The organism is Cobetia sp. 2AS, from assembly GCF_029846355.1.
Lineage (GTDB): Bacteria > Pseudomonadota > Gammaproteobacteria > Pseudomonadales > Halomonadaceae > Cobetia > Cobetia amphilecti.
In genome coordinates this window covers 557,662-570,784 of record NZ_JARWKQ010000001.1, presented here as the reverse complement: position 1 = coordinate 570,784, position 13,123 = coordinate 557,662, and the positions used below count along the sequence as shown (strand labels likewise).

The 13,123-nt window shown below is 63.7% G+C and carries 12 protein-coding genes; 6 read left to right on the top strand and 6 right to left on the bottom strand.

Annotation, left to right across the window (positions count from 1 at the left end; genetic code table 11):
- Window positions 1-165: 165 nt before the first annotated feature.
- The gene (gene queG, locus QD356_RS02440) at window positions 166-1,236 is read left to right on the top strand and encodes a tRNA epoxyqueuosine(34) reductase QueG (protein ID WP_225996436.1); all 1,071 of its coding nucleotides are present in this window, start codon (window positions 166-168) and stop codon (window positions 1,234-1,236) included.
- 25 nt (window positions 1,237-1,261) lie between these two features.
- On the opposite strand, the gene orn is transcribed toward queG, so the two are convergent.
- Window positions 1,262-1,834: an oligoribonuclease gene (gene orn, locus QD356_RS02435; RefSeq protein WP_107335235.1), complete on the bottom strand. Its 573-nt coding sequence runs from the start codon at window positions 1,832-1,834 to the stop codon at window positions 1,262-1,264.
- 183 nt (window positions 1,835-2,017) lie between these two features.
- Here orn and rsgA point away from each other — a divergent pair, with 183 nt between their 5' ends.
- Window positions 2,018-3,028 (top strand): small ribosomal subunit biogenesis GTPase RsgA, encoded by a 1,011-nt coding sequence (gene rsgA, locus QD356_RS02430; protein WP_192837873.1) that lies wholly within the window; start codon window positions 2,018-2,020, stop codon window positions 3,026-3,028.
- Window positions 3,029-3,139: 111 nt separating this feature from the next.
- Here rsgA and QD356_RS02425 read toward each other — a convergent pair whose 3' ends face one another.
- Entirely contained in the window at window positions 3,140-4,474 is a 1,335-nt protein-coding gene (locus tag QD356_RS02425; RefSeq protein WP_153635353.1) for an NCS2 family permease, read from the bottom strand.
- Window positions 4,475-5,070: 596 nt separating this feature from the next.
- On the opposite strand from QD356_RS02425, the gene QD356_RS02420 reads away from it, so the two are divergent.
- Complete coding sequence (locus QD356_RS02420; RefSeq protein WP_192837872.1) at window positions 5,071-5,934, top strand: rhodanese-like domain-containing protein; 864 nt, start codon at window positions 5,071-5,073, stop codon at window positions 5,932-5,934.
- Window positions 5,935-6,186: 252 nt separating this feature from the next.
- Window positions 6,187-7,104 (top strand): archaetidylserine decarboxylase, encoded by a 918-nt coding sequence (gene asd / locus QD356_RS02415; protein ID WP_192837871.1) that lies wholly within the window; start codon window positions 6,187-6,189, stop codon window positions 7,102-7,104.
- Between the two features lie 487 nt (window positions 7,105-7,591).
- Here asd and QD356_RS02410 read toward each other — a convergent pair whose 3' ends face one another.
- Window positions 7,592-8,692, bottom strand: coding sequence for an EF-P lysine aminoacylase GenX (locus tag QD356_RS02410; protein WP_192838245.1), 1,101 nt, complete (start codon window positions 8,690-8,692; stop codon window positions 7,592-7,594).
- A 239-nt stretch (window positions 8,693-8,931) separates the two neighbouring features.
- On the bottom strand, window positions 8,932-9,498 hold the full coding sequence (efp, locus tag QD356_RS02405; protein WP_077374233.1) for an elongation factor P: 567 nt from the start codon (window positions 9,496-9,498) through the stop codon (window positions 8,932-8,934).
- A gap of 156 nt (window positions 9,499-9,654) precedes the next feature.
- Between efp and epmB the strand changes: the two genes are divergently transcribed.
- On the top strand, window positions 9,655-10,758 hold the full coding sequence (gene epmB / locus QD356_RS02400; RefSeq protein WP_279876656.1) for an EF-P beta-lysylation protein EpmB: 1,104 nt from the start codon (window positions 9,655-9,657) through the stop codon (window positions 10,756-10,758).
- A 161-nt stretch (window positions 10,759-10,919) separates the two neighbouring features.
- Entirely contained in the window at window positions 10,920-11,279 is a 360-nt protein-coding gene (locus QD356_RS02395; RefSeq protein WP_077374236.1) for a 5-carboxymethyl-2-hydroxymuconate Delta-isomerase, read from the top strand.
- 107 nt (window positions 11,280-11,386) lie between these two features.
- Here the strand turns inward: QD356_RS02395 and QD356_RS02390 are convergent, their stop codons facing one another.
- Window positions 11,387-11,635, bottom strand: coding sequence for a TIGR02647 family protein (locus tag QD356_RS02390; RefSeq protein WP_077374239.1), 249 nt, complete (start codon window positions 11,633-11,635; stop codon window positions 11,387-11,389).
- Window positions 11,636-11,856: 221 nt separating this feature from the next.
- On the bottom strand, window positions 11,857-13,068 hold the full coding sequence (gene serB, locus QD356_RS02385; RefSeq protein ID WP_077374242.1) for a phosphoserine phosphatase SerB: 1,212 nt from the start codon (window positions 13,066-13,068) through the stop codon (window positions 11,857-11,859).
- Window positions 13,069-13,123: the final 55 nt, after the last annotated feature.

The window sequence follows — 13,123 nt, the reverse complement described above, 5'->3', positions numbered from 1 at the left end:
CGTGCTCGCGCCGTCAGGCAGCACGCTTGGGCTGACCGGCAAGTTGCGCTAAGGTGGCGCGCCTCTGTCCTCGATCTCGCTGGAACCCCCATGTCTGCTCCGCACTCATCCACCGCCGCCGCTTCACCTGCCGACACCGGGAGCCCCGCTGCCGATGAACAGGCCATGGCGGAACTGGCAACGCGCATCAAGACATGGGGGCGCGAGCTGGGTTTTCAGCAGGTCGGCATCACGGATGTCGACCTCTCGGCCCACGAGGCCTATCTGGAGCGCTGGCTGGCCAATGGCCATCACGGCGAGATGAACTTCATGGCCAAGCACGGCACCAAGCGCACTCGTCCTGAGGAGCTGGTGCCCGGGACACTGCGCGTCATCAGCGTGCGCCTCGATTACCTGCCGCCTGAGGTCGAGACCACTCAGGTGCTCAGCCAACCTGAACGCGCCTATGTGTCACGCTACGCGCTGGGGCGTGATTACCACAAGCTGATGCGCAAGCGACTGGCCAATCTGGCCAAGCAGATCGAGAAGGAAGTCGGCAAGTTCGGCTATCGCGCCTTCGTCGACTCCGCCCCGGTGATGGAGCGCGCCCTGGCACAGAAGGCCGGCATCGGCTGGTTCGGCAAGAACGCCATGCTGATGAATCAGCAGGCCGGCTGCCTGTTCTTCCTGGGCGAACTCTACACCGACCTGCCCCTGCCGGTGGACGCCCCCTTTGAAAAGGAACACTGCGGCAGCTGCAACGCCTGCAAGGTCGCCTGCCCGACGGATGCCATCGTCGAGGACAAGGTCGTCGATGCGCGGCGCTGCATCTCCTACCTGACCATCGAGCTCGATGGCGCCATCCCCGAGGAATTCCGTCGCCCGATGGGCAACCGCATCTACGGCTGCGATGACTGTCAGCTGTTCTGCCCCTTCACGCGCTTCGCCAAGGCGACTCAGGAGACTGACTTCTCGCCGCGCCATGATCTGGATCGCATCGAGCTGATCCGCCTGTTCTGCTGGGGGGAGCAGGAATTTCTCAGCAAGACGGAAGGCAGCCCGATTCGACGCATCGGCTACGAGAAGTGGCTCTCCAACATCGCCATCGGGCTGGGCAACGCGCCCTGGTCGGAGCAGGTCGAGCATGTGCTGCGCGCCCGTCTGGCCTACCCCAGCGAGCCGCTGCGCGAGCATGTGCGCTGGGCGCTGAAGGAGCAGGCCATCAAGCGCGGCGCCCGCCTGGCCACCGCGCTTTGAGAGCCGTTGCCTAGAGGAACGATGCTTAGACGATGCCCTGCTGGGTCAGCTTGAGGAAGGTCTTGCGGTAATGCGCAAGCTCCGCCAGTGACTCACGGATATCGTCCATCGCCTGGTGAGTCGCACGCTTCTTGAAACCATCGAGCGCGGCCGGATTCCAGCGCTTGGCCAGCTCTTTCAGGGTCGAGACATCGATGTTGCGGTAGTGGAAGAATTCTTCCAGCAACGGCATCTCGTGCTGCAGGAAGCGGCGGTCCTGATGCACGCTGTTGCCACACATCGGCGAGGCGCCTGCCGCCACGTGCCGGGCCAGGAACTCGAGGGTCTGGCGTTCGGCTTCGGCGGTATCTATCTGACTTTCCTTGACGCGCTTCACCAGCCCGGATTCACCATGGGTGCGCGTATTCCACTCATCCATCGCCTCCAGCAGGCTGTCCGGCTGATGCACGGCCAGCACCGGGCCTTCGGCGATCAGGTTGAGGTCGCCGTCGGTGACCAGCGTGGCCACCTCGATGATGCGCTCACGCGCCGGGTCGAGACCGGTCATTTCCAGGTCGATCCAGATGAGGCGGTCGGCCTGTGCGGTGGGATTTGCCATGGGTCACTCCTTGCTGAGCAGATGATGGAATGGCGCGGGACGCCAGTCGATGACAGCAGTATCACACGCCATCCCGGGGCGTCGCACGACACCCGAGGGCGCAAAGGGTACAATCGCGCCGCAAAGGGGGGAAGACTCTCCCATCCCTGGCGAACGAACGGCGACCGGAGTCACCAGCCAAGCATGAGTAAACGCAAGCTAAGCCGCCAGCAGCAATGGCGAATCGAGAAGGTGCAGGCCGAGCGTACCAAGCGCGCCGAGAAGCGCGAGACGCAGGACCGTGACAAGCTCGACGCCGGCGAATATGGCCCGGAGCAGCATGGCCGTGTCATCGCCCACTTCGGGCGCAGCCTGGAAGTCGAAAGCGAATCCGGCAGCCTGCACCGCTGCCACCTGCGCGCCAACCTCGAGACGCTGGTCACCGGTGACCGGGTCATCTGGCGCGAAGCCAGCGATGCCAGCGGCGTCGTCGTCGCGCGTGGCGCACGCACCACCGAGCTTGAACGCCCCGACATGCGCGGCGTGCTCAAGCCGGTGGCGGCCAACATCGACCAGATCCTGATCGTGTTCGCCGCCGAACCCGCCCCGCAGCCCAACCTGATCGACCGCTATCTGATCGCCGCGGAAGCCACCGGCATCACGCCGGTGCTGGTGCTCAACAAGGTCGACCTGCTGCCGGAAAGCGGCGGTGAGCTGCGCGACCTGCTGGCGCGCTATGAAGCGCTCGGCTACGAAGTCGTCGCCTGTACCACGCGTGGCGAGTCGGGGCTTGACGCCCTCAAGGCCCAGCTCAGCGACCGCACCTCGGTCTTCGTCGGCCAGAGTGGCGTCGGCAAGTCGTCCCTGATCGGCATGCTGCTGCCCAGGGAAGAAGTTCGTGTCGGCCCGCTGTCAGCCGAATCACGCCAGGGCATGCACACCACCACCACCGCCTGGCTCTATCACATGCCGGATGGCGGTGACCTGATCGACTCGCCCGGCATCCGCGAATTCGGCCTGGTGCACCTGACTCCCGAGCAGGTCACCGACGGCTTCCGCGAGTTCCACGACTATCTCGGCTATTGCCGCTTCCGCGACTGCAAGCATGAGAAGGAGCCGGGCTGTGCCCTGCTGCAGGCCGTGGACAACGGCGAGATCGGCCGCGTGCGCTTCGAGAGCTACAAGAAGATCCTGCTCTCGCTGACCGAGAGCTGATCAGGCGCTATAAAAAAAGCCGTCAACAAAAAGCCCCGCCAGGCAGTCACTGCCTGGCGGGGCTTTTTCATGCACGACGCTCTCGAGACACATCACTGCCGCTTTCGAAGCCTAGCCTTCCAGCAACAGCAGCAGTGACAGCGCGAACAGCACCCACATGGTCGGGCGAATCTCGCGCGCCTTGCCGACGCCGAGCTTGATGACCACGAAGCTCAGGAAACCGAACACGATACCGTGGGTGATGGAATAGGTCAGCGGAATCATCACCATGGCGATGAAGGCCGGAATCGCATCATCGAACTGGTGCCAGTGGATCTTGCCGATCGGCTCCATCATGAACACGCCGACCAGAATCAGCGCCGGAGCGGTCGCGATGGACGGTACCAGCGACAGCAACGGCGCCAGGAACAGGAACGGCAGGAAGCAGAGCGCCACCACCACCGCGACCAGCCCGGTGCGTCCGCCCTGACTGATACCGGCCGCCGATTCGATGTAGGCATTTGCCGGGCTGGTACCCAGTGGCGCAGATACCAGCGCCGAGAAGGCATCGACCATCATCGAGCGACGGATATTGCGCGGGTCACCATTCTCGTCCTTCAGATTGCCCGCCTCGGCCACCGCCATGAAGGTCGAGAGCGCATCGAAGAACACCGTGAACAGGATGACGAAGATGAACGGCGCATAGGCCACCTTGAGCGAACCGAGCAGGTCCAGCGCCAGCAGGCCGCTGAAATCAGGCGCAGCGAAGATACCGGTGAAGTTGACCAGCGTCGGCTGAGCGATCTCCGGCGGGAAGTAGGCGCTGCCATCCCCCCACAGACGCCCGATGGTGGTCGCCATCAGGGTCGTGACGATGATGCCGATGATCAATGCGCCGTGGATGCGCTTCGCGACCAGGATGGCGGTCAGCGCCAGCCCCAGCAGGAAGACCACCAGCGAGGGCGTCATCGGCGCGACACTGACCACGGTGACCGGATTGGAGACGATCAGCTTGGCATTCACCAGACCGATCAGGGTGATGAACAGGCCGATACCACAGGCGATGGCGTAGCGAAGCTGAGCGGGAATTGCATCGATCACCAGGCGGCGCACGTTGAACAGGGCCAGTACCGCGAAGATGACGCCGGCCCAGAACACGCAGCCCAGCGCGACCTCCCAGCTCATGCCACCGCCCAGTACCATGGTGTAGGCGAACAGGGCATTGATGCCCATGCCCGGCGCGACCAGGATCGGGTTGCGCGCGTACAGGCCCATCATCAGGCTGCCGAAGAAGCTGACCAGCACGGTCGCCGTGAGGGCGGCACTGAATGGCACGCCGGCGGCTGACAGGATGCCGGGATTGACCACGATGATGTACATCGACGCCATGAAGGTGGCGATGCCCGCCAGCACTTCCGTGCGCGTCGTGGTGCCTTCGGCACGCAGTGAGAATAGGCGCTCGAGCAAGATGATGACTCCCGTTCAGGATGAAGCGATTGAGTAGCAGCTCAGCGTCGACGGGTCGCCGACACGCTGCACCGAAATGACACACGTTGAGCGCCCGCACCGCACTCGAAGAGTGCAGCAGCGCCACTGGCTATAGACAGTGTATTGCCTGGGGCCGCGAAGAGGGTGTTCCCGAGGGCCAGAATGTGGCATTCGCCTCAGGCCCGCTGCACTGAAACAAGCGCTTCTTTCGACAAGACCTACTGGATCTACTGGCTGCTGGGGCTACTGGCTGGCCTCGCCAGCAGATCAGAAGCCTGTCCAGAAGGCTGTCCAGAAGGTCAGGTCATGGCGCGCACTGTGCCCTGCTGGCACACGCGTCGTCCACGTCTGTGCCGTTATGCGTGCGCACTGGGCATTCACACGTTCGCCCCGGAATGTGACGCGCGGCATTATACTGAAAACCTGTCGTTTCAGGGGACAAGATGGCAAGGAATCTGGCGCGGTGACACTTCGCCTCGCCGCAGTCACTTGATCGCAGTGACTTGACCACAGTGCCAGCCGACGTGCCATGATGCCGGAAGGATCACTCTATTCGTAGAAGCAAGGATTACGCCATGTCTCACGATTCTTCACACCCTTCCCCCTCGGAAGCCGACCTGCTGCCCTTGATCGTCGAACCACAGCAGCTCGCGGAGATGCTCGACCATCCTGATATCGTGATCGTCGACGTGCCGCTGAAAGCCGAAAGCCATGCGCGTCACGTGCCCGGCGCTCGCCTGCTCGACTTCAAGCAGCTGGTCGGCAGCAATGACGATGACATTCCCGGCGTGCCGAGCCCCGAGGCACTGTCTGGCGTAATGTCGGCCCTTGGCATCACCCGCGACAGCCATGTGGTGGCCTATGACGATGAAGGCGGCGGCTGGGCCGGACGCCTGCTGTGGACCCTGGCGCTGCTCGGCCATACCCGCTACAGCTACCTCAATGGTGGCCTGCACGCATGGCAAGGCGATGGCCTGCCGCTGAGTGACACCGTCAGCGACTGGAGCCCCAGCGAGTATCACGCCGCCTACATGGACACCAGCGTGATGGCGACGCGGGAAGACATTCTCGATCGACTGGCGGCCGAGGACCCGCAGGAAAGCGTCGTGGTCTGGGATGCGCGCTCCGCGGAAGAATATCGCGGCGAGAAGGGCCAGAACACCCGCCTCGGCCATATCCCGGGCGCCGTGCATTTCGAGTGGACCGAGGCCATGGACCGTGAGCGCAACCTGCGCATCCGCGATTATGCGGAGCTGGTGACCGAACTGGGCGCTCGCGGCCTCAACCCCGAACAGCACATCGTGACGCACTGCCAGAGCCATCACCGCTCCGGTCTGACCTGGCTGGTGGGTCAGGCGCTGGGCTTCAGCGATGTGCGCGCCTATCCGGGCTCCTGGAAGGAATGGGGCAACCGTGACGATACGCCCATCGAACGCTGAAGGCGCTTGATCGCAGACTGGAACGCCCCTGTCCGGCGCCAGCACGCCAAGGCTGGCCATGCCGGGATGACACGCATGGCCTGTCTGGCAACTGTCGCCAGGCCCACGGCTGCGGCAATTCGCAGGCTTGAGCCGTTATTGACGATGGGCTAAGGTGCAGCCCAACTGCTGGCCGCCGCTGTTGCCGGCCAACGCCCGCCCTCTCGAGGAGCGGGCTTTTCATTCCTGAAAGTGCCTGCAAGGATCGCCATCGTGGATCGCGCCAAGCTGTTTTCCCTGAGCCAGTACCCACTGCCCCAGCACCTGATCTCACGCCTCATCGGGCGCATCGCCGCCTGCGAGAATCCGTGGGTCAAGAACACCTTCATCGAACGTTTCATCAAGGCCTACGACGTCAACATGAGCGAGGCGCTCGAGGAGAATCCGCGCGCCTACGCCTGCTTCAACGACTTCTTCACCCGTGCCCTCAAGCAAGAGGCCCGCCCCATCGAGGAAGGACTCGTCTCGCCTGCCGATGGTGTGCTGTCGCAGTTCGGAGCCATCAGCCACGGCACCCTGGTGCAGGCCAAGGGTCAGGCCTTCTCGCTGACCCAGCTGCTGGGTGGCAGCGAGGAGCGTGCCGCCCCCTTCCGCAACGGCCGCTTCGCTACCGTCTATCTGTCACCGAAGGACTATCACCGCGTCCACATGCCCCTGGCGGGCCGCCTGGTGGAGATGGCCTACGTGCCGGGACGCCTGTTCTCGGTCAATGAAGCCACCGCCACGCATGTGCCGGGCCTCTTCGCCCGCAATGAGCGCCTGGTCTGCATCTTCGAGACCGAACACGGCCCGATGGCCATGGTGCTGGTCGGCGCGATGATCGTCGCGGCGATCAAGACCGTGTGGAGCGGCCAGGTCACGCCACTGTCCGGCGATGTCGAGACGACCCGCTTCGATCAACTCATCGAGCTGGCACGGGGCGCCGAGATGGGTCGCTTCCAGCTCGGCTCCACCGTGGTGATGTGCTTCCCGGACAGCGTCGAGTTCGATGACGCCCTGACACCGGGCCAGAAGGTCAGCATGGGTCAGTCACTCGGCATGCGCCCGTCTGCGACAGCGCCGGCTCCGGCCGAGTCAGAAGAGCATGCGACAGAGACGGCGCAGGGCACGCCGGCCACCGACGAGAAATAAGGTCAGGCCTGGCGCAGCGCGAGCACGACACTCGCGCATAAAGCCCGCACATGAAACCCGGGCATAAAAAAAGGGAAGCCCCTGGCTTCCCTTTTTAACGACAGGAGCCTGACCGCGCTCCTCGCCTTCTTGCCTTGCCCCGCGATGAACGTTGCCATCGGGGTGATCACTACCTTCAGTGCCCAAACAGATCAGAGTCCTCCATGACGGGCGTCACGCTCTCACGACGCGACTGCCGGATGATGCCTCGAAGGCTCCGAGGGTTCGAGCCATCATCTGTCGCCTTCTTTCACCATGCCCGATAAAAGAAGACCCGCTGCGACCATTGCCCTGGTCCTGCCATCACCTTGTCTGCGGGCTTCGCAGGCAAGCGCCAACCCTCCACGCTGACCTCTACAGTCTAGTCGACGCACGCTCGGCAAGCGTGTTGGCAATAAACGCTGGGATTCACGCAAATCACATCGAAAGCTGCCTCTCATATCGGCTCTCAAGCACGTGATGCCGGAAAAGCGATGACCGCCGAGATATCGCGCTCTCCCAGCGCCAACATGATCAGGCGATCCAGCCCCAGCGCCACCCCGCTCCCCGCGGGCATCCCCGCCTGCAAGGCCGCCACCAGGCGCTGGTCCGCCGCCACCTCAGGCAGACCCTGGGCGACTCGCGCGGCATTGTCTTCGGCAAAGCGCGCCGCCTGCTCACTGGCATCGGTCAGCTCGTCATAGCCGTTGGCCAGCTCGATGCCCGCCACATAGGCCTCGAAACGCGACGCCACCCAATCACCCTCACTGTCCTGATGCTTGCGCGCCAAGGCAGCCTGCGCGGCCGGATACTCGGTGACCAGCTCCACGGTGGCTTGTCCCTGCGCTTCTATCCCCTCTGACCCTGGCCCCTGCGCTCCTGCGCCCTGTGCTTCTGCGCCCTGTGACCCTGAGCCAAGAGTCGGCTCGATCACCAGACTCATCAGCGCATCCAGGCAGGTCTCATGCGACCAGTCGTCAGCCGCGACCTCACATTCTCGCGCACAGGCGGCTCGTAGCTCCTCAAGCGAGGCCGTGAAGGGGTCCAGCGCCAGCACACGGCGAAACAGCGCACGGTAAGGCGTGATGGCAGGCCTGGCCTGGGCGCCTTGTGACTCATTGAGCAACGACGGCAGGTCGGTCAACTGTGCCCCGAGCGCCATCACGCGCCGGATCAGCTCGCAGGTCTCCGTCATCAGCGCCTCAAGACTCATGCCGGGGCGATACCACTCCAGCATGCAGAACTCGGGATTGTGGCGGCGGCTGACCTCGCCATCGCGGAAGGCACGCGCGATCTGGAAGATCGGTCCGCTGCCGGCCGCCAGCAGACGCTTCATGTGAAATTCCGGCGATGTCTGCAGCCATAGAGGCACGCGCTCACGCTCGCCCGGCAACTGCGCGCTCAAGGACAATGACGCGAGACCGACATCCGTCGAACCGGCCCGCCCCAGCACCGGCGTTTCCACCTCCAGCACCTCACGCTCGGCGAAGAAGGTGCGCACCTCACTCATCAGACGCGCGCGCTGGACGAGCCGCTCGCGCGTGGCAGTGGGCGCCCAGTCCTCTGCCAGGGCGGCGCCTGGCGCGGCAGCGGCTGAGAGAGGTGAAGCAGCGGCGGAAGAATCGGCATCAGACATGGACAGGCTCGAGGAAGGGATCAGCGGTGAACGCTGGCCTATCGCGAGGGCTGATCGACACGATCACCCTGCACGACCGACCAGCAGGAATGAGGAGCACGAAGGAGCAGCACAAACGATGATGCCCCGCACGAGGCGAGGCATCAGGGTGTTCACGGCGTGAGCGAAAGGGCTCAGGCGCGAGACACGTACTCGGCGCTGCGGGTATCAACCTTGAGGACTTCGCCCTGGTTGATGAACAGCGGCACACGCACCACGGCACCGGAAGACAGCGTCGCCGGCTTGGAGCCACCGTTGGCGGTGTCACCCTTGAGGCCCGGATCCGTCTCGACGACTTCCAGCTCGATGAAGTTCGGCGGAGTCACCGCGATCGCGTTGTCATTCCACAGCGTGATGGTGTAGACGACCTGCTCTTTCAGCCACTTGATGTTGTCGCCCAGCGCCTTGCCATCGACGGCATACTGCTCGAAGGAGCCATCGGTACGCATGAAGTGCCACATTTCCCCGTCGGTGTAGAGGTATTCCATGTCGACTTCCATGACGTCGGCAGCTTCGATGCTCTCACCGGACTTGAACGTCCGCTCCCACACACGACCGGTCTTCAGGTTGCGCAGCTTGACGCGATTGAAGGCCTGCCCCTTGCCCGGCTTGACCAGCTCATTGTCAACGATGGCACAGGGGTCATTGTCCAGCATCACTTTCAGACCGGACTTGAATTCGTTGGTAGAATAATTGGCCATCTTGCTCGCTCTCGACTCGTTAACGGGTCTTGCCCGCCATGAATTCCAGATTGCCGCCTCACGGGCAGCAACCATGACTAAGAAGTGATGCGCATGATAACCCGAACCTCGCCATCCTTGCATACCATCACGCATGAGACGTGCGAAAGTCACGATGTGACACCCCTCGCACTCCACTCGAGTCCGCGCGGTGACTGGCGTGCACAGCTGCGCGACGTCATTCGCTCTCCCGAGGCGCTGCTGGACCGCCTGGGACTGGATCACGAATGGCTTCCCGGCGCCAGCGACGGCCATGCCCTGTTCTCGATCCGCGTTCCCGAGGCCTATGCCAGCCGCATCCGCCCCGAAGACCCGAATGACCCGCTGCTGCGTCAGGTGCTGCCACTGGACAGCGAGACGGACGTGCTCGACGGCTATGTCACCGACCCGCTGGAAGAAGCGGAGCACACCCCGCTCCCGGGACTGATCCACAAGTACACCAACCGAGTGCTGCTGATGGCCAGCGGTGGCTGCGCGATCAATTGCCGCTATTGTTTCCGGCGCCATTTTCCCTATGAAGACCACCAGCCCAGCCGCGCGCAATGGCAGGACATTCTCGACTACCTGCGCGCCGATGAGCGCATCCACGAGGTCATCCTCTCGGGTGGCGACCCGCTCGTGTCTCCCGACAGGCGACTGGCCTGGCTGGTGGAATCATTGGGCGAGATACCGCATCTCAAGCGTCTGCGTATCCACACCCGCCTGCCGGTGGTGATACCGGATCGCGTCAATGCCGAGCTGCTGGACTGGCTGAAGGCGACGCGACTGCAGAAGGTGCTGGTCATCCACAGCAACCACGCCAACGAGCTGGACACGGAGGTCGCCGCGGCCATGACACGCCTCAAGGCAGCCGGGGTCACCCTGCTCAACCAGAGCGTCATCCTGCGCGGCGTCAATGACTCGGTGGAAACGCAGACGTCCCTCGCCGAGCGACTGTTCGAGTGCGGGGTGCTGCCCTACTACCTGCATGCCTTCGACCCCGTCCAGGGCGCCGCCCACTTCGCGGTCAGCGATGAAGACGCCTGTGCCCTGATGGAGGCACTGCTGGAGCATCTGCCCGGCTTCCTGATGCCACGTCTGGTACGCGAGATCCCCGGGCGCCGCTCCAAGACGCCCCTGAGTGGCGCTCACTCCCCGGGCCACCTCGCAGACCACGCCCAGACTGTCGGCCATGATGACCATCCGGACCCGACGAGAGCCACGCTGATTGCCCGCAGTTGAAATCCACCGATGAGATCAGACCTTGAGGTCAGCACTGCGCCATGCGCGGTGCGCTTGCGAAAATCTGCTACCATCGCGGCCCCATTTCGCTAGAATCGCTGGCCATCATCACCATCGGCACACGCCCCAAGAGACGTGGCCACGCTCAAGGAGCCCATCACATGCCTCATCTCGTCATTGATTATGCCGACAGTCTGGCCCCCAGCCTCGACATGGACGCGATCATGGATGACCTGCATGCCGCCGCCATGCAAAGCGGCCTGTTCAAGGAAAGCGACATCAAGGTGCGCGCGGAAAGCTGGCGTCACTGGCGCCTGGCGGGCAATCAGGCACCACTGGCGCACAAGCATGGCTTCGTCAACCTTCACTGCCATCAGCTGGAAGGCCGAAGCGATGACGACAAGTCGCGTCTGGCGGACATCCTGATGGAAGCCCTCAAGCCGCACTGCGAGGCCGCTCGCGAGGTCAGCGTGGAGATCGTCGAGATCACGCGCGCGACCTACCGCAAGCACAAGGCCTGACCCTTCAGGCAATAACGCAAGACGCCCCGCCGGCAGGCTGCCGCGGGGCGTCTTGCGTTATTGCACCTGCCCCGTATATCGCCGTATCCGGGGCTCATGCGCGGTGTTTAGGTCCCTGTCATGGCCTGGGGAACGTGCAGCAGATCGTTCAGACGATGGGCATGCTCGGCAGCCTCACGACCCACGGAGGTCAGATAGCCACCATCGGGCAGCGTGGTCAGGCCCTTGGCGTGCAGACGTTCTGCCGCAGCGACCATGTCAGGACTGGCATCGTGGCGAATCTTCAAGCCCTTGAGGGCGGCGTCATGCGGGAACAGACACAGCAGGTGCAGTTCATCGTCATAGGGTGACGGCATGGGCAAACTCCTGACGGCGTGGCGAATGGCGTTTTGGGAGGGCGACAACAGACAGACTCCGAGTCGTCGGCGCCTGTCACCAGTCTAGTCACCGTGCGCAAAACCACCCTGCTGCTTTGGGACTAGACCCCGTCCCATCCGCCCCGAGCATCGAAAACGCCCCCACCGCAACCGCGGTGAGGGCGTTTTCGATGAGGCACTGTCAGGCACTCACTGCAGACTCAGTGCTTGAGGTCCTGCTGGCGGTAGCCCATCAGATAGAGCACGGCATCCAGGCCCAGAGTCGAGATCGACTGACGCGCCTGTTCACGTACCAGCGGCTTGGCGCGGAAGGCGATGCCCAGCCCCGCTTCAGCAAGCATCTTGAGGTCGTTGGCACCATCCCCGACGGCGATGGTCTGCTCCATGCGCAGGCCGTGACGCTCGGCGATCTCGCGCAGCAGCAGCGCCTTGCGCTCGGCATCGACGATCGGTTCACGCACCTCGCCGGTCACCTTGCCATCGACGATCACCAGCTCGTTGGCGTGGATCTCATCGAAGCCCAGCAGCTGCTGGAGGTGACGCGCGAAGTAGGTGAAGCCACCGGAGAGAATCGCGGTGCGATAGCCCAGCGCCTTGAGATTGGCCATCAGACGCTCGACCCCATCCATCAGCGGCAGGTTGGCGGCGATCTCCGCCAGCACCGACTCGTCCAGCCCCTTGAGCTTGCTCATTCGCTCACGGAAGCTTTCCTGGAAGTCCAGCTCACCGCGCATGGCACGCTCGGTGACTTGCGAGACTTCCTCGCCGACCCCATGACGACGCGCCAGCTCATCGATCACCTCGGTCTTGATCAGGGTCGAATCCATGTCGAAGCAGATCAGGCGGCGATGACGACGCCAGATATCGTCTTCCTGGATCGCGATATCGACACCATGCAGCGCGCCCAGCGCCAGCGCCTTCTCGCGCAGCGCATTGATGTCGGTCTCGTGCTCCGGCAAGCGCAGCCAGCACTCGACACAGGCGCCTTCGGCCGGTGACTCGCCATCCAGCGGTTCACGCCCCGACAGGCGATGCATGAGCTCGACGGTGATACCGAATTCCGCCGTCAGGCCGCCGACCTCGGCGAGAATGCCCGCCGGCAGCCGCGGCGCCAGCAGCGTCAGAATCCAGCGCGGGCGCTCCAGCTGATGGCTCCAGCGTGCATATTCCTCGGCGCCGACCTGCACGGCCTGCACATCCAGTCCCAGCTGTTCCCCGGCAGCACTCAGCGCCGCTTCCAGTTCGGACTGCGCCTCCAGTGCCACCAGCGCTTCCAGCGACACAAGCCCGAAGGTCACGCTCTGATTGATATCCAGCAGACGTGCGCCACTACGGGCCAGCGCCTGACCGAGCCCTGCCAGCTGTCCCGGGCGAGCCGCACCGGTGGCGCGGATCAAGATACGTTGTGTCATCGGAAAATCGTTCCTGAGCAATGAATCATCAAGAGGTTACCTCCAGGGCAGCTCG